Annotated in this window: 17 protein-coding genes and 1 pseudogene; 7 read left to right on the top strand and 11 right to left on the bottom strand. The window is 65.0% G+C overall.

All coding sequences use genetic code 11. From position 1 onward, the window contains the following. Positions 1-118 precede the first annotated feature (118 nt). A complete protein-coding gene (locus KBY74_RS09850; protein ID WP_254942544.1) occupies positions 119-1,576 on the bottom strand; it encodes a DEAD/DEAH box helicase in 1,458 nt (485 codons plus the stop codon). A gap of 127 nt (positions 1,577-1,703) precedes the next feature. Here KBY74_RS09850 and KBY74_RS09845 point away from each other — a divergent pair, with 127 nt between their 5' ends. The 5 genes from KBY74_RS09845 to KBY74_RS09825 all read left to right on the top strand — a co-directional run bounded on the left by KBY74_RS09845 (position 1,704) and on the right by KBY74_RS09825 (position 5,850). After that, positions 1,704-1,892 (top strand): hypothetical protein, encoded by a 189-nt coding sequence (locus KBY74_RS09845; protein ID WP_127432044.1) that lies wholly within the window; start codon positions 1,704-1,706, stop codon positions 1,890-1,892. Between the two features lie 103 nt (positions 1,893-1,995). Beyond that, positions 1,996-3,129: an NAD(P) transhydrogenase subunit alpha gene (locus KBY74_RS09840; protein WP_254942543.1), complete on the top strand. Its 1,134-nt coding sequence runs from the start codon at positions 1,996-1,998 to the stop codon at positions 3,127-3,129. Further along, entirely contained in the window at positions 3,129-3,434 is a 306-nt protein-coding gene (locus KBY74_RS09835; RefSeq protein ID WP_106633123.1) for an NAD(P) transhydrogenase subunit alpha, read from the top strand. Before KBY74_RS09840 ends, KBY74_RS09835 begins: the two co-directional genes overlap by 1 nt. Then, positions 3,434-4,861: an NAD(P)(+) transhydrogenase (Re/Si-specific) subunit beta gene (locus KBY74_RS09830; protein WP_106633122.1), complete on the top strand. Its 1,428-nt coding sequence runs from the start codon at positions 3,434-3,436 to the stop codon at positions 4,859-4,861. The genes KBY74_RS09835 and KBY74_RS09830 overlap by 1 nt, the downstream gene beginning before the upstream one ends. After that, the gene (locus KBY74_RS09825) at positions 4,858-5,850 is read left to right on the top strand and encodes a YheT family hydrolase (RefSeq protein WP_254942546.1); all 993 of its coding nucleotides are present in this window, start codon (positions 4,858-4,860) and stop codon (positions 5,848-5,850) included. Before KBY74_RS09830 ends, KBY74_RS09825 begins: the two co-directional genes overlap by 4 nt. On the opposite strand, the gene KBY74_RS09820 is transcribed toward KBY74_RS09825, so the two are convergent. Both KBY74_RS09820 and KBY74_RS09815 read right to left on the bottom strand, forming a co-directional pair. Then, on the bottom strand, positions 5,834-6,172 hold the full coding sequence (locus KBY74_RS09820) for a ferredoxin (RefSeq protein ID WP_254942542.1): 339 nt from the start codon (positions 6,170-6,172) through the stop codon (positions 5,834-5,836). The genes KBY74_RS09825 and KBY74_RS09820 overlap by 17 nt on opposite strands. After that, a complete protein-coding gene (locus tag KBY74_RS09815) occupies positions 6,169-7,419 on the bottom strand; it encodes a 1-deoxy-D-xylulose-5-phosphate reductoisomerase (RefSeq protein WP_254942541.1) in 1,251 nt (416 codons plus the stop codon). Before KBY74_RS09815 ends, KBY74_RS09820 begins: the two co-directional genes overlap by 4 nt. Positions 7,420-7,463: 44 nt before the next feature. Between KBY74_RS09815 and KBY74_RS09810 the strand changes: the two genes are divergently transcribed. Further along, the gene (locus KBY74_RS09810; protein ID WP_254942540.1) at positions 7,464-8,129 is read left to right on the top strand and encodes an RluA family pseudouridine synthase; all 666 of its coding nucleotides are present in this window, start codon (positions 7,464-7,466) and stop codon (positions 8,127-8,129) included. A 19-nt stretch (positions 8,130-8,148) separates the two neighbouring features. Further along, positions 8,149-8,373: a hypothetical protein gene (locus KBY74_RS09805; protein WP_106633117.1), complete on the top strand. Its 225-nt coding sequence runs from the start codon at positions 8,149-8,151 to the stop codon at positions 8,371-8,373. Positions 8,374-8,388: 15 nt separating this feature from the next. Here the strand turns inward: KBY74_RS09805 and KBY74_RS09800 are convergent, their stop codons facing one another. The 8 genes and pseudogenes from KBY74_RS09800 to KBY74_RS09765 form a co-directional block, all read right to left on the bottom strand. Further along, positions 8,389-8,802 (bottom strand): PIN domain-containing protein, encoded by a 414-nt coding sequence (locus KBY74_RS09800; RefSeq protein ID WP_254942539.1) that lies wholly within the window; start codon positions 8,800-8,802, stop codon positions 8,389-8,391. Continuing rightward, on the bottom strand, positions 8,799-9,044 hold the full coding sequence (locus tag KBY74_RS09795) for a type II toxin-antitoxin system Phd/YefM family antitoxin (protein WP_254942538.1): 246 nt from the start codon (positions 9,042-9,044) through the stop codon (positions 8,799-8,801). The genes KBY74_RS09800 and KBY74_RS09795 overlap by 4 nt, the downstream gene beginning before the upstream one ends. Before the next feature lie 51 nt (positions 9,045-9,095). Next, complete coding sequence (gene cysS, locus KBY74_RS09790; RefSeq protein ID WP_254942537.1) at positions 9,096-10,541, bottom strand: cysteine--tRNA ligase; 1,446 nt, start codon at positions 10,539-10,541, stop codon at positions 9,096-9,098. An 11-nt stretch (positions 10,542-10,552) separates the two neighbouring features. Next, the gene (polA, locus tag KBY74_RS09785) at positions 10,553-12,595 is read right to left on the bottom strand and encodes a DNA polymerase I (RefSeq protein ID WP_254942545.1); all 2,043 of its coding nucleotides are present in this window, start codon (positions 12,593-12,595) and stop codon (positions 10,553-10,555) included. Then, positions 12,569-12,802: pseudogene (locus KBY74_RS09780) on the bottom strand (ABC transporter permease); the annotation flags it as partial. The pseudogene KBY74_RS09780 and the gene polA, both read right to left, overlap by 27 nt. Beyond that, the gene (locus tag KBY74_RS09775; RefSeq protein WP_069061321.1) at positions 12,802-13,797 is read right to left on the bottom strand and encodes an ABC transporter permease; all 996 of its coding nucleotides are present in this window, start codon (positions 13,795-13,797) and stop codon (positions 12,802-12,804) included. The pseudogene KBY74_RS09780 and the gene KBY74_RS09775, both read right to left, overlap by 1 nt. A 42-nt stretch (positions 13,798-13,839) precedes the next feature. Further along, positions 13,840-15,462 carry an ABC transporter substrate-binding protein gene (locus KBY74_RS09770; RefSeq protein ID WP_254942536.1) on the bottom strand — a complete coding sequence of 541 codons (1,623 nt, stop codon included), beginning with the start codon at positions 15,460-15,462 and terminating at the stop codon, positions 13,840-13,842. A gap of 63 nt (positions 15,463-15,525) precedes the next feature. Further along, positions 15,526-16,356, bottom strand: an 831-nt coding sequence (locus KBY74_RS09765; RefSeq protein ID WP_254942535.1) for a proline iminopeptidase-family hydrolase, incomplete at its 5' end; no start/stop codon positions are given.

Genomic DNA, 16,356 nt, shown 5'->3' with positions numbered 1-16,356 from the left:
ATCCATGCTCCCCTCTCCCTTGGATCAGACCACGCTGCCGGGCTACGGGCCCTGGGAAGGTATTGGTTGACACAACGTCGCATATTTGCGCTTAAACCTTGTATCGCTAAAGCAGGTTTCAGGCCGTTCGCTGCAGAAAACTAGGTAGCTCCGGCCCCATGCTGATCACCGCACCGATCCTTGCCTCTACAGCTTGCAGGGGTAAGGAACCTCCCTGGCCATTGCCGAGTGAGTCCGGCTCTAAAGCCACTTGCTTCGGCTTGATCAGGTATGGCTCGCTGAGGGACCAGCTGCGGGCGTAGCTCATCAGCAATGGGTCGGCTGGGGCGAACACATAGGACGGCTGCCGCGGCACGGTCTCCACGGCGGCGCGTTGGCCATCCATGCGCACAGCCCTGGTGATGGCCTGTACAAAGCGGCTGCGAGTTACCACCGTGGTGAGGTAAGCAACTACCCGCAGTCTTGGGGCGTCAAAGCCCTCGGCGCACATATCAATGCTCACTAGCCAGTCCGCCTCGCCGGCCTGGAAGGCGGCCAGGCGGGCGCTGGCCTCCGGGTCCTGGGAATGGACCAGGTGCACCCGGTCGCCCTCCTCCTCCAGCAGCCCGGTGATGCGCCTGGCATGGGCTATGTCGCGGGCGATCACCAGCCCGCCCGCCTCGGGGTGGCCGGCCCGCACCCGCTCCAGCCTTTGACGGGCCTTGAGCAGTAGCCGCAGGGCGATGCTGCTGGCATCTCCGAGTTGAATGGCGCGGCGCAAGTTGCGGGCTCGCCAGCTCTCCCGCGCTTCAGCCGAAAGGGGCGAGGTTTCAGTGTCGGCGGAGGCCTGGGGCCTGCCGTGCTCGACCCAGCCGTCCTGGAAGCGAAATTCCAGGGGGCGCACATCTCCGGCCAAGATCAGCTGGCGGGGTTCCACGCTCAAATCGGGGGCGATGCGTTCGATCACCTGATCTCCCTCGCGCACTTTTACCCGTCGGGCGGCGCAGAAGGCCAGGTTGTCGGCGCGGAAAGGGGTGCCGGTGAGGCCGAGTCGCAGCTGGGCTGGAGCGGTGAGCTGGCTGAAGGCGAAACCCCAGGCGGCAGCCTCTGGTTCATCCGGATCCAGGCCCAAGTGGTGCACTTCATCGGCAATGGCCAGCCAGCTTCCCAGAGCTATGCGGCGTAGGGCTGCCTCGAGGGCAAGGCGGTGCCGGGCCGTGCACTGATAGCTGAGCAGCAGGCCATCCCAGTTTGAATTTGCTTCGAGGGCTGATAGCCCCTGCTCCGGGTCCCACTCCAGCAGGCGCAGGTTGAGGCGCTCCGCAGCTCCCAGCCACTGACGGGCGATTGAGCTCCGGTGGCAGAAGATCAAAAAGCGATCGAGCCTCCCCTCCCGCTGCAGGGTGATGAAGCTGAGCAGGGCCCCCAGGGTTTTGCCCGCACCCGGTCCTGCATGGATCAGCACGTCATGGCCGCCAGGCTGGTGATTGAGCAGGCGGGCCCGCAGCAGCTGGATCAGGCGGCTCTGCCACTGCCTGGGTCGCACGGCGGTTGTTGTGGGCGGCGGGATGCCCAGGTCGAAGGAAGGAAATCCCATCACGCCATTGTGGCCAGAGGTGCCCTGGCGTCAGCAGGCCACCTGCAAATGGGTGATCTGGCCTATGGGCTTCTGGCCCAGCGTGCCTAGTTTCAGTTCAACCCCCGGGTCCCCTGCTGTTTTCCCTATGGCGAACTCCTGCCCCGATCCGGATGCCTGGGCCTGGGCTCCCGCCTTGCAGCTTTGGCATCTAAACCGCTGCTGGGCTCTTGAATGCGACATCGATCCAATGATCCTGCGGGCGCGCCAGCTGCGTCACCAGGGCGCCCTGCCGCAGGCCAGCTGCGTTGAACAGGAGTTGCTTCCCCTGTTTTGAGCTCCACCTGGCTTGGATGGGCAACTGCGCACATTTGCTGCAGTTGTGTTGCTCAGGCGAGGGGAGACACCCCCTAATAGATCTATGGCCTCCGGGGACCCTCTTGGCTGAAGTATTGATCCTGCGGGAACGCAACCCGGGAGAGTGTCGCGTTGCCGCAACTCCCGAAACCGTTCGCCGGCTGCTGGCCCGAGGGCTGACACTGCAAGTTGAGCAAAGCGCTGGCTTGGCGGCCGGCTATGCCGACCATGAATTTGAAGCGGCTGGAGGCCGTCTTGTTGCCCCAGGCCCCGAGCTAGGCGCTGGCGTCGATGCGGTGCTTTGCGTCAATCCACCCGCCGCCGAGGTGCTGGATCAGCTGCGCCCCGGCACCCTGCTGGCTGGTCTGCTCTCCCCCTATGGCGCCATCGCCCTAGTGGAGCAGCTTCAGACCCGGCGGGTGTCGGCCTTGGCCTTGGAGCTGCTCCCCCGGATCAGCCGGGCCCAGAGCATGGATGTGCTGTCGTCCCAGGCCAACATCGCCGGTTACAAGGCGGTGCTGCTGGCGTCTGCAGCCCTAGATCGCTACGTGCCGATGTTGATGACAGCGGCGGGCACAATTCAGCCGGCTCGGGCCCTGATCCTGGGCGCAGGGGTGGCGGGGCTGCAGGCTTTGGCAACCGCCCGGCGTCTTGGCGCGGTGGTCTATGTGAGTGATGTGCGGCCCGCGGCTAAGGAGCAGGTTGAGTCTCTAGGTGGCAGGTTTCTTTCCCCACCCGAGCAGGAGGAGCGCCCAGCTGAAGCCGGCGGCTACGCCAAGGCGGCTAGCGAAGCCTTTCTGGCTGCCCAGCGCCAGCAGTTGGCCGATCAGCTGGCCCTGGCCGACATGGTGATCTGCACCGCCCAGGTGCCGGGTCGGCGAGCACCCCTGCTGATTTCCGATGAGATGCTGGCGGGTATGCGCCCCGGCTCAGTAGTAGTGGATTTGGCCGTGGCCCAGGGCGGCAACTGCGCCGGCACGGTCTGCGGCCAAACCGTGGAGCGCCACGGCGTGCGCCTGATTGGTGGTGATGGCCTGCCCAGCTCCGTTGCCAACCATGCCAGCGCCCTTTACGCCCGCAACCTGGCGGCCCTGGTGGAGCACGTACTGGGCGAAGACGGCTTCAATCTCGACCAGGAGGACCCGATCGTGGCCGGCTGCCTGTTCACTCACGATGGCGCCTGCCGTTTCCCTGACCTCGTTTCCGGAGCTAACTGATGAGTGCCTTGACCCAAGCCCTCTGGGTGCTCTTGCTGGGCAGCCTTTTGGGACTCGAACTGATCGGCAAGGTGCCTCCCACCCTGCACACCCCTCTTATGAGTGGTGCCAATGCGATCAGCGGCATCACCGTGCTGGCTTCGCTCACCCTGATCGCCCAGGCCAATGACCAGCTGCCCCTGCTGGTGCTCGGCTCGCTTTCCCTGGGCTTTGCCCTGTTCAACGTCGTTGGCGGCTTCCTGGTCACCGACCGCATGCTGGCCATGTTTTCGCGCAAATCACCCCGCACCGGAGGGACCCGCTGATGGCTGGACTTGATCTTTTGCCCGCCCTGATCGATCTGGGTGCCGTGCTGTTGCTGGCCCTCGGTATCAAGGGCCTCTCCAAGGTGAGCACCGCTCGCTCCGCCAATGGTTTGGCGGCCCTGGCCATGGGCCTGGCCGTGCTTGGCCTGCTGATTCAGCAACCCCTCTCCCCCCAAGCATGGCTTTGGGTAGCGATCGGCACTGGCCTGGGCGGCGTGCTTGGCCTGATTACGGCCCAGCGGGTGCCGATGACTGCCATGCCCGAAACCGTGGCGCTGTTTAACGGCTGCGGCGGTATGGCGTCGTTGCTGGTGGCTCTTGGGGTGGCGCTTTTTAGCCCGGGGGAGGGCTCCTCCGGCCTGGTGGAGCAGATCTCGATCGTGATTTCGGTGTTCGTTGGTGCGATCACCTTCAGTGGCTCGATCGTGGCGATGGGCAAGTTGCAGGGCTGGATTGATACCCCCGGCTGGACCCAGAGCACCATGCGCCACGCCGTGAATATTTCACTGGCGGTGGCCTGCCTGGCCGGTGCGATTGCCCTCCCTGGCGATATGGCGGGAGCTCCTCTTTGGGTGCTGGTGGTGGCTTCTTCCCTACTGGGTATCGGAGTCACCCTGCCGATCGGCGGTGCCGACATGCCTGTGGTGATCTCGCTGCTCAACTCCTATTCCGGAGTAGCAGCAGCTGCAGCAGGTTTCGTCGTTGGCAGCCAACTGCTGATTGTGGCTGGCGCCATGGTGGGTGCTGCGGGCCTGATCCTCACCCAGGTGATGTGCACCGCCATGAACCGCTCCCTGGTGAGCGTCTTGTTTGGAGGCGCCCTTGGTGGGGCGGCACCGGTGGGCGGTGGCGGCGAAGAGGCCGGCTACACCCGCATCACCAGCTGCAGCGCTGAGGAATGCGCTCTTGCCCTGGAGGCTGCTGAGCGAGTGGTCTTTGTGCCCGGCTATGGCCTGGCGGTGGCCCAAGCCCAGCACGCCCTGCGCGAACTTTCCAAGTTGCTGGAAAACCACGGCGTGGAGGTGACCTATGCGATCCACCCTGTGGCTGGGCGTATGCCTGGTCACATGAATGTGCTGCTGGCAGAGGCCGATGTGCCCTACGAGCAACTGCTGGAGATGGACACGGTCAACCCTGAATTCCCCCGCACCGATGTGGTGATTGTGCTGGGCGCCAACGACGTGGTTAACCCAGACGCCAAGACCGATTCCACCAGCCCTCTCTACGGCATGCCCGTGCTTGAGGTGGACCAAGCCCGCCAGGTGTTTGTGGTAAAGCGCAGCCTTGGCGCTGGCTATGCCGGTATTAAAAACGCCCTATTTGAGCTGCCCCAGACCGCCATGGTCTTTGGTGATGCCAAGGCCGTGCTCAATGGCCTGCTCACCGAGCTGCGCAGCATGGGGGTGGGTAAGAAGGTGGCCGCCTGAAGGAGTCCGCCTCGACACCCCCTGTTTTTAAGCAACGCTGGCCCTGGATCGGCCCCGATCTCCAGACCCTGCGAGACACCCTCAGGCCGCCAAAGCTGCCCCTAGATCTCGGTGAACCGATCCCCATTGCGGTGGGCGGTGATGCCTCCCTGCTAGCGCTGGTTGATTCGCCAGTTGCTGGGGCACCTAGGGCACTTGTGCTTTTACTGCACGGTTTGGGTGGATCGAGCGAACGGGAGGGGTTGCGGCGCATGGGCCTCAGCCTTCAAGCCGCGGGTTTCGCGGTGTGGCGCCTGAATTTGCGGGGTGCCGGACCGGGCAGGCACCTGGCGCCTGGCACCTATGCAGCCCGTTGCGATAGCGACCTGCTGCCCGTACTGGAGTTGGCCCAGCAGCGGGCCGGTGGCCTGCCTCTTTTTGGTGTGGGGATTTCGTTGGGCGGCACGATGCTCCTCAATGCCTGCCTGGCTAGTTCGGGGGTGCTGGATGGTGTGGTGTGCACCAGCAGCCCGCTTGATCTGGCCCTTTGCTCGCAGCAGATTGAGCTGCCCCGCAACCGGGTGTATCAGCGCTGGCTGCTGCGCCGGCTCTGCGCCCAGACCCTGGCCGATCCATTTGGGGTGAGCGACGCTGAGCGCCAGGCCCTGCAGGGGCCAGAGCGGCCCCGCTCGATTCGCAGCTTCGATGCTGCTATCACTGCCCCTCGCTGGGGCTACGCCTCCGTTGACGATTACTACCGGGAGGCTTCGCCCCTGCCGCGTCTGCTTTCAGCATCGGTCGATTTGCCGCCGAGCCTGCTGCTGCACTCCCTCGACGACCCTTGGGTGCCGGCCAGTGGCGCCCAGCTCTTGGCCCAGCAGCACCTTCCTGGCCTTGATGTGGTGCTCACGGCCCATGGCGGCCATAACGGCTTCCATGGGGTGGGTGATGAGCCACTCAGTTGCTGGGGTGATCAGCTGGTGGCGAGCTGGCTTAAGCGGCAGCTTTGAGGCTCATGCGCTTGATGATCCACTGCTCAATCGGCTGGCCGCCGATCACGTGCTCCCGCAGGATTGGCTCGATGCGCTCGGGGCTGACGCCGCCATAAACGGTGCCTTCGGGCCAGATCAGCAGGATGGGGCCCTCGGCGCAAATGCGCAGGCAGTCGGCCTTGGTGCGCAGCACGATCCCCTCGGGCCGGGCCGGATCCTCGAGGCCCAGCTCCCGCACCAGGCGCTTGAGCTCGTCCCAGCTGGCGGCGCCAATGGCGGGATCGGGGCAGCAGAGCGCCTTGCTGGGAGTGGCGCAGAGCAGCAGGTGGTGCGAGATCACGCCGGCAGCGCAGCTGGCGCCTTGGCCTGGAGCCGGGCTGCAGCCTCATGCACGGCCTGACGGGCCCAAGCGTCTACGGCCAGCACGTCGTCTAGGGAGGGATTGGCCATGAGATCGACTTGGTGGCGATCACACACCCCGTCGATCAATGTCGGGATATCGAGGAAGTGGACCCTCTCCTCGAGGAAGAGGGCCACGGCCTGTTCGTTGGCGGCGTTCATTACCGCCGGCATCGTGCCGCCGGCGCGGCCGGCCGCGTAGGCCAGCTGCATGCAGGGGTATTTGGCCGGGTCGGGGGCGCGGAAGCTGAGCTGGCCCACCTCGGTGAGATCGAGCCGGCGCCAGGGGGTGCTCAGGCGCTCGGGCCAGCTGAGGCAATAAAGAATGGGCAGCTTCATATCGGGCCAGCCGAGCTGGGCCAGCACCGAGGAATCGGCCAGCTCCACCATCGAATGGATGATCGATTGGGGGTGGATGACGATCTCGATGTGGTCGTAGTCGAGGCCGAACAGGTAGTGGGCCTCGATCACCTCCAGGCCCTTATTCATTAAGGAGGCCGAATCCACGGTGATTTTGCGGCCCATGCTCCAGTTGGGGTGGCTGGTGGCATCGGCCACGGTGGCCTTGTGGAGGTCTGCCGGAGCCCAGTCGCGGAAGGCGCCGCCGGAGGCCGTGAGCTGGATGCGGCGCAGGCCCGGGGTGGGGCTGCCGGTGGAGAGCCGCGCCGTATCGGCGTAGGGGGTGCCTTGCAGGCACTGGAAGATCGCCGAGTGCTCGGAATCAGCCGGCAGTAGGCGTGAGCCGCTTATCTCCAGCTCCGGCAGCACCACGGGCCCGGCGGCGATCAGGGTTTCCTTATTGGCCAGTGCCAGATCCTTGCCGGCGCGGATGGCGGCCAGGGTGGGCAGCAGGCCAGCGCAGCCCACGATCCCCGTAACCACCAGGTCGGCCGTGGACCAGGCGGCGGCGGCGCAGAGGCCCTCAGAGCCCCCCAGCAGCTCGGGCATCCGGGCGGGCCTGGCGGCGGGTTCCAGGGCCTGCAGCCGCTCGCCCAGCTCGCTGACGCGCTCGGCATTGGCCAGGGCCACCACTTCAGGCGCATGGCGCTGGATCTGACTCACCAATAGATCCAGGTTGTTGCCGGCCGTGAGGGCCACCACCCGGAAGCGGTCCGGGAATTCCTCGGCCAGTTCAAGGGTTTGGGTGCCGATCGAGCCGGTGGAGCCGAGCACGGAGAGGGCTTTCACGGCGGCAACTCAAGTGGTAGCAAGTCTCCCATTGACCCTGCAGGATGCCCCGCAGTGATCCCGGCTGTTGTGTGCTCTATGCCGATCCCTGGCTGCTGGCCCTGCTGAAGCCCTCGGGCCTGCTTAGCCAGCCGGGGCTTGGGCCCGAGCTGGCCGATTCCCTGATCAGTAGGGCCCAGGAGCGGTGGCCGGAGGCAAGGCTGGTGCACCGCCTCGATCGCGATACCTCGGGGCTCATCCTGCTGGCCAGAGACGCCACCACCCATCGGGCCCTAAGTGCCGCTTTCGCCGAGCGGCGCGTGCGCAAGACCTACCTGGCCGTGGTCCAGGGGCTGCCTGCGGATCGGGGCGGGGTAATCAACCAGCCGCTAGCCCGGATCGCCACTCGGCCGCCCCGCTATGGGGTGGTGCCGCTAGAGCAGGGGGGCAAGCCGGCCCTCACCCGCTGGCGAGTGCTGAGGCGCTTCGAGGGCTCGAGTTTGCTGTTGCTGCAACCCCGCACCGGCCGCTCTCATCAGTTGCGGGTGCACCTGGCGGACCTTGGCCATCCGGTGCTGGGCGATCCCCTCTACGGCGAACCTGCCGCGGCGCCGCGGCTGCAGCTCCATGCCGCCGGTCTGCAGCTGCTGCATCCGGCCACGGGCAAGCCGCTGCATCTGCGCAGCCGTTGCTTTGGCGATGGGCTGGTGGGGGTGGATCCCCTTAACTGATCCCAGTTGAACTTTTCCCATGGCGGCACTGCCCGTGTGGCTGCAGCGCTGGAACTTCATCGACCGGGCCAAGCTCGAGCGCCAGCTCTGGGATGCTTTTGAGCGCCAGGAGGATCTGCAGGCCCTAGTGGATGGCTGTGAGCCGGGCTTTCAAAAAGAGGTGTGGACCACCACCCTGGAGCGGATTCGCAAGATCGAGCGGATGATGCAGGGCCGGCAGGCACCCGAGCCGAGCGAGGACTGAATGAAGGTCCTGCAGTCAGGTGCTGGCGGTGATCGAGAGACAAACCAGGTCAACTTGGACCTTTTCGAGGCGGTTGTCGTTGGTTATTAGGGCTACGCAGCCGTGCTGCAGAGCAGTGGCCAGGTGTATCGAATCAGTTGTTTTAAGGCCGTGGATGGCGCGTAGTGCGGTGGGATGGGCGAAGCTGGCATCGTTGATGCTGAGCCACTCAAACTGCCGCAGCCAGGACTGATAGCTAACCAGCAGATCGATTTGCTGGCGGGCTAGGGACTGCACCAGGCATTCCAGCTGAACCAGGGGGGATATTGCCAGGGTTCGGTCCTCGGCTAGCTGATTTGCCAGGCACCGCCGGGCTGCTTCGCCAAACTGGGAATGGTGTTCCAGGGCGTAGATCAGCACACATCTGTCGACATAGACCAGGCTCCTCAATCCCAACTGGCGCGCTGTGCCTGGATATCGGCTTCGATCGCAGTGTGGCTGCGCTGCAGGTGGGAAGGTAAGGGGTTGGCGTCTAGCCAGGCGATCGGGTCGAGGGTGCAGGGTGGACTATCCACAGCCACGAGCCTCACTGCAGGGATGCCCCGCTGGGCGATTACCACCTCTTCACCGGCTTGGGCGGCTCGGACTAGGCGGGAGAGCTGATTTTTGGCTTCGAGGATGTTGACCTGCATGAGATCAACTTAGCCAGAAGCACAGCAAGCTGGCCAGATTGTTGGGCAGGCTCAGCCCCGCAGCCATTCCGTGATGCCTCCAGGCCTGTCGATCAGCTCGATGCCCTGGGCCCTCAGGCCATCGCGGATGCCGTCGGCAGCAGGGAAATTCTTGGCGGCCTTAGCGGCCTGACGCTGATCGATTTGGGCCTGGATCTCGGCGTCGCTGGGGCCGGGGCTGGTGCTGCTGGTTTTGGCCTCGGTTTCGCTCTGGAGGCCAAGCACTCCGGCCAGTTCCAGCAGCAGCTGGCCTTGATCCACCAGCTCTGGAGCCCGGGCCTCCTCGGCGGCGCTGGTGTCGCCGCGCTCCAGCCGATTGGCGAGGGCGCGCAGGGGCTTGGCCAGCTCAAACAGCACCGCCAGGGCGGCGGAGGTGTTGAGGTCGTCGTCCATGGCGGCGGCGAAGCGCGCACGGGCGGCGGCGAGCTCTGGGGTGGCGCCAGGGTCGGCGCTTGAGGTGGCGGCGGCGAGGCCCAGGGCCGCATTGAGACCCTTCCAGCCGGTGGCGGCGGCCTCAAGGGCGTCGGCGCTGAAGTCGAGCGGCTTGCGGTAGTGGGCCTGGAGGGTGAACAGGCGCAATGTCATCGGCGTGATGCCGGAATCGAGCAGGGCCCGGATGGTGGTGAAGTTGCCCAGGGATTTGGACATCTTCTGGCCGCCCACATTGACCATGCCGTTGTGCAGCCAATAGCGGGCTAGTTCGTGGCCGCTGGCTGCCTCCGACTGGGCAATTTCGTTTTCGTGGTGGGGAAAGATCAGGTCGGCGCCACCGAGGTGGATGTCGATCGTGTCGCCGAGCTCCTCGCGCACCATCGCTGAGCACTCGATATGCCAGCCGGGCCGGCCTGGACCCCAGGGCGACTCCCAGCTGGGTTCGCCGGGTTTACTGCCCTTCCAGAGGGCGAAGTCGAAGGGGTGTTGCTTGCGGGCCTCCTCTGCAGTGGCCACCCGGCCGGCGGCGTTGTCCTGCTGCTCAGCCAGGTCGCGGCCGGAGAGCTTGCCGTAGCCGGCATGCTTCATCACGGCGAAATAGACATCACCATCGGCGCTGTAGGCGGCCCCCTTGGCTTCCAGCTCGGTGATCAGGCTGCGAATGGCGTCCAGGCTTTGGGTGGCCCGCGGCATACGGTCGGGCGGCAGGATATTTAGCCGGGCCATGTCGGTCACGAAGGCCTCGATGTTGCGCTCACTCACCGCCTGCATCGAGCTGCCCTCCTCAGCTGCGCGACCCAGGATCTTGTCGTCGATGTCGGTGTAGTTCTGCACAAACGTCACCCGGTAGCCGCTCCACAGCAGGTGGCGGCGCAGCACATCCCAGGCGATGTAGCTGCGGGCATGGCCCAGGTGGCAGAGGTCGTAGACCGTCACGCCGCAGCAGTAGATGCTCACCTGGCCCGGCTCGAGCGGCTGGAATTCCTCGATGCGGCGCGTGAGGGTGTTGGTGAGGCGCAGGGTCATTGAGCTGCTGGTTACGTGGCTTCCATCCAGTTAGGACCCACGCCCGTCTCCACCACCAGGGGGACGTACAGGCTCGCGGCCCGCTCCATGGTTTCACGGGTCAAGGTGAGCACCGCTTCGAGGGCCTCGGGAGCCGCTTCGAGCACCAGTTCGTCGTGCACCTGCAGCAAAAGTCTTGCGGGTAGCTGGGCCGCCTCTAGCTCCCGGTGCAGCTGCACCATCGCCAGCTTGATGATGTCGGCGCTGGATCCCTGGATCGGTGCGTTGGCAGCAGCCCGCAACTGTTGGGCCTCCATGCCACCGCGGCGGGCCACCTCCAGGTCGATCTCGAGGGGATCCTTGCCGCGCAGGCGGCCCAGGCCATTGGGGTCGAAGTGGAAGGGGCGGCGGCGGCCCATGATCGTTTCCACGTAGCCCCGGCTCAGGGCCAGCCGCTCCTGCAGCTCCAGGAAGGCGAACACCTTCGGGTAGCGCTGCTTGTATTTGCCCAGAAACTCTTTGGCGTCGGCCTGGCTCACGCCCGTTTCCCGGGCGAAGCGCTGGGCGCCCATGCCGTAGATCACGCCGAAGTTGATCGTCTTGCCGAGGCGGCGTTCATCCGGCGTCACGGTGTCCTTCTCCAGCAGCAGCCTGGCGGTGAGGGCGTGCACGTCGTCGCCGGTGCGGTAGGCCTCCACCAGCACCGCTTCGCCAGAAAGGTGGGCCAGGATGCGCAGCTCGATCTGGGAGTAGTCGGCGCTGATTAGGCTCCACCCCGCTTCCGGCAGGAAGGCCTTGCGGATGCGCCGCGAAAACTCGGTGCGGATCGGGATGTTCTGCAGGTTGGGGTTGCTGCTGCTCAGGCGCCCGGTGGCGGTGACGGCCTGGTTGAAATCGGTGTGCACCCGCCCGGTTTCCGGCTCCATAAGGGCCGGCAAGGCATCTACGTAGGTGCTCTTTAGCTTGCTGAGGGTGCGGTGCTCCAGCACCAGGGGCACCACTGGGTGATCGGCCTCGAGCTTCTCGAGCACGGTGGCATCGGTGCTCCAGCCGGTTTTGGTCTTGCGCGATTTCTTGCGATCCAGCCCGAGGGTGTCGAACAGCAGCTCGCCCAGCTGTTTGGGGGAGGCGAGGTTGAAGTCCACCCCGGCGGCGGCCTTGGCCTCGCCCTCAAGGCGATCCAGGGTGATTTTGAGCTCGGCGCTGAGCTCACCCAGGTAGGCGGTGTCGATGCGGATGCCGGTGGCCTCCATCAGGGCCAGCACCGGCTCCAGGGGTAGCTCCAGCTGGTCGAGCAGCTCGGGTAGGGCATCGCCCATGGCCGTTAGCTCCCGGCGCAGCAGCTGGGCCAGGCGCCAGGTGAGGTGCACATCCATGCCGCAGTACAGCGCCGCCTCGGTGATCCCCACGGACGCGAAATTGGCGCCCTTGGGCACCAGCTCGCTGTAGCTGGTGGGGCTGAAGCCAAAGTTGCGCTCGGCCATGGCGTCGAGGCCGTGTTTGTCGCCGGCATCGCGCAGGTAATCGGCCAGCATCGTGTCCATCACCACCCCCTCCAACGGCAGGCCGTGGCGCAGCAGGATGCGGGTTTCCGACAGGCCTTTGGCCCGGGCGGTGCGGATGAAATCCTCCTGCATGGATTCGATGATCGCCGCGCGCAGCACGCGCCCGTAGATGCCAATATAGAGTACGGCCAGCGTGATCCACGGAATGACCAGGGTGAGGAACCAGCCCTTCGGGTCGCTCATCAATGGCTTGTAGCCGAGCGGCGGCACCCAGGAGAACAGCCAGCTGTCATGATAGCGGCTCTGGGTGATGAGGTTCATCACCTCGCCGAGCCAGTAGACCGGCATGGAGATACCGATGAGGCCGAGCGCCATTAGCAACTTGTCCAGCCAGCTGTCGCGCGTCGCTGCCGCGACGATGCCGATGACCACCGAGACCACCACCCAGAGGATCGCCGCGCCGAAGACCAGCGACAGGGTGACCGGAATGGCGTCGAACACCGCTGGCACCACTTTCCAGCCGCGGTTGACGAAGGAGGTGAGATCGCCGGTGATGAAGAGCTTCTGCATCATCAGGCCGTATTGCACGTAGAGCGGCCGGTCGAAGCCGAAGGAGTGGCGGACCGCCTCCAGCACCTCGGGTGAGGCGTTGCGCCCGGCAATGCGCGCGGCGGGATCGGATCCCGGCGTGGCGAAGAAGATCAGGAAGACGATGACGGAAATGCCGAACATTACGAACAGCATCTGACCGAAGCGGCGCAGGATGGCGTAGATCATCAGGTGCGCCCCAGTCGAACTTTCGAGCGCGGGTCGAGCGCATCGCGCAGGCCGTCGCCGAAAACGTTGAGAACCATCACGGAGACGGCGATTGCCAGGCCCGGCGCGAGCGCCACGAGCGGACGGGTATAAAGCAGCGCCTGCCCGTCCTGGATGATGGTGCCCCAGCTTGCCGCCGGCGGCTGCACGCCGATCGACAGGAAGGAGAGGGCCGATTCCGTCAGCATGTTCAGGGCCATCATCAGCGGCACGAAGACGATGAGCGTCGTGGTGATGTTCGGCTGGATGTCGCGCCAGAGGATGCGCCAGCCGGGCACGCCGAGATTGATGGCGGCCAGCACGAACTCGCTGCCGCGCAGCGCAAGGACCTGGCCGCGGATGGGACGCGCCACATAGGGAATGTAGACGATACCGATGATGATGATCGGCAGCCAGAGACTGCCGGATTCGATGAGGATAGGCCCGATCGAGATGCCGGAGGTGATGGTGACGATGGAAAGCGATATCGCCAGCAGATAGATCGGGAACGCCCAGAGAATGTCGAGCAGGCGCGACAGGATGGTGTCGGTAATTCCGCCGAAATAGCCGGCGACGAGGCCGGCCGTCGTGCCGACGGTCAGCGTGAAGATCGTGGCGGCTGCCGCGATCATCAGGGAGTTGAGCCCGCCATAGAGAAGGCGGGCCATGACGTCGCGGCCCTGGCTGTCCGCGCCGAGGAAGTAGTTGCCGAGCTCCCAGGTGGGACCGATCGGCGTGTAGCCGAGCCCGAGCCCTTCCGTCGAGGCTTCCATCACCGGAACCTCGACCCCGTTGACCATGATGACAGCGTCAAGGGTCGAGGTGAACGGGTCCACGCCCGCCCAGCGCGCGTAGAGCGGCGCGCTGAGACAGGAAAGGACGATGATGAGAAATACCGTCAGGGACACCATGGCGGCCCCGTTGCGCCTCAATCGCACGAAAGCGAGGGCCCATGGCCCTCGCGTCCCGTGCTGCATGGCAACGACTTCATTCGACACGCAGTTTGCCTCCGCCGGGTCTTACTGTACCCAGGACTGGGTGATCATCCAGTCGAACTGGCGGTTGAACTTGAAGTTTCCGAGGCGCTTGCTGACGAAGTCGAGCCGCTTCGGCGTGAAGAGGCCAATGGCCGGCGCCTGGTCGGTGACCTGCTTGTCGATCTCGCTCCACAGCACGTCGGCCGCCTTCTGGTCGGTGACACCGAGGTCCAGCGCCTTCTGCATCTTGGCATCGATGTCCTTGTCGCAGAAGCCGGCGATGTTGATCGAGGCGTCCGAGCCCTCGCGGAAGGAAGCGCAACCGAACAGGATGTTCAGGAAGTTCGAAGCCGCCGGATAATCCTTGTACCACTGGGTCACCGACATCTGCACCTTGTTGTTGGTGTTCTGGATATAGGTGAACTGGATGTTGGCGGAGATCGGCTTGACGTCGGCGACGTAGCCGATGCTGGTCAGCACGCTCTGCAGGTAGACGCCGATGGAGCGCGAGACGGCGGTGTCCTCGACGATGACCGTCACCTTCTGGCCCTTGGTGCCTGATTCATCGACCAGCTGCTTGGCCTTCTCGACATCGGGTGCCGACCACTTGGCGCCGGGATCCTTCGTGTAGGGGCAATAGTCCACGTGGCCGGGGAAGTCCGGCGGCAGAATCTGGCAGACCGGCGAGGCGAGCACTTTGCCACCGAACAGCTTCACCAGTGCGTTGCGATCGATGGCGAAGGCGACGGCCTGGCGGGCCTTCACATTGTCGAACGGTGCAAGGCGCGTGTTGAGCGGCGCATACCACCAGGCTGAAAGCGGCGCGATGTGCAGCTGCTCGGTATATTTAGTGCCGACTTCGGCGAGACGGTCGCTCGGCAGAGAATCGAACATCCAGTCCGCCTCGCCGTTCTGGATCGCCGTCACTGCTGCCTCTTCGGAGAGGCCGAAGTCGTATTGCACGACGTCAGGATAGCCGTCGGGCTGGGCCTCTTCGCTCCACTGCTTGAAATGCGGATTGCGCGAGACGGTCATGCCCTTGTTGGGGTCGAAGGCAGAAATCATGTAAGGGCCGGTGCTCGGGATCGGTACGGAGCCCGCATCCTCGGCCGGCGTATCGGCCGGCAGCGTCGCAGCGTGGGGCAGGGCGAGCTTGTAGAGGAACTCGGCGTCCGGCTTCGTGAGATTGATGGTGACCGTGCCGGCGGCTTCGTCGCCCACCACGCCGCCTTCCAGCGTGCAGCTCTTGGTGTCGGCAAGGCATTTGTCGGCGCCGACGATGCCGGCATAGAAGGTGCCGGAGGTTGGGCCGGAGACCTTGAAGATACGCTGGAACGAGGCGACCACATCCTTCACGCCGACCTCCTGGCCGGTCGAGAACTTGATGCCCTTGCGCAGTTTGAAAGTGAAAGTCTTGCCGTCGTTGCTGATGTCCGGCATCGCCTCGGCGAGGTCAGCCACGACCGTGAAGCCATCCATGCCCTCGGCCTTGCGGAAGGTGACGAGGCCGTCATAGATCGGCTGGTACATCTGCCAGCCTTGGGACGTGTAGTTGATGTGCGGGTCGAGCGTCCCGGCCGCCGACCTGGCGAGAAGCCGCATGGTGCCGCCGCGATGTTCCTGGAGATATTCGGCCTGCGCCGGGGCCAGCCAAGTGCCAGCCATGAGAGCGACGGCCGATGCCGTCAGAAGCAGTTTTTTCATGTTCGATCCCCTTTTCTATCTGTTCTATTTGTCGTGCTGATTGAGGAAGTTTCCCACCACCCGCATGCATGCATCCTGTTCCTCAACGTGGGGCATGTGGCTGGAATGCTCGAATATCTCCCAGTGCGCGCCCTTGATGCCGTCCTTGAAGGGCTGCACGGTCGCGGGCGTGGCTTCGTCGTAGCGTCCTGAGATGATCAGCGTCGGCGTGTCGATGGCCGGCAGGCGGTCGATGATGCTCCAGGTCTTCAGAGTGCCGATGACGTGGAACTCGTTCGGCCCGTTCATCAGCGTATAGACGGTGGGATTGCGCGCGGCCTGTTCGAAACTTGCCGTCACCTCGGGGGGAAACGGCACGACGCGACAGACGTGCCGCTCGTAGAAGGCCGTGGTCGCCGCCTGATAATCAGGATGGTCCGTCGTGCCCGCCACTTCGTGCCGGGTCAACGTGTCCTGCACGTCCTGCGGCAGGTCGGCGCGCAGCCGGTTCGCCTCCGCGACCCAGAGCGTCATGGAGGCGGGCGAATTGGCGATGGTGAGCGAGGTAAGCCCTTCCGGCCGCAGCACGGCATATTCCGCGCCCAGCATGCCGCCCCAGCTCTGGCCGAGCACATGAAAGCCGCCGCGAATGCCGAGGTGATCGACGAGGTTTTCCAATTCGCCGATGAAGAGCTGCGGCGTCCAGAAATCCGCACCCTTTTCCGGCAGCAGCGTCGAGTTGCCGCATCCCAGCTGGTCGTAGTGGATGACGGCCCGCCCATCGCGGGCGAGCAGCTTGTAGGCATCGACATAATTGTGCGCGACACCCGGCCCGCCATGCAGGATCACCACCGGCAGCTTGTCGCCGCCAAGGTC

Origin of the sequence: Cyanobium sp. A1C-AMD, assembly GCF_024346495.1 — a bacterium.
Classification (GTDB): domain Bacteria; phylum Cyanobacteriota; class Cyanobacteriia; order PCC-6307; family Cyanobiaceae; genus Cyanobium_A; species Cyanobium_A usitatum.
This window is presented reverse-complemented; position numbering and strand designations above follow the sequence as displayed.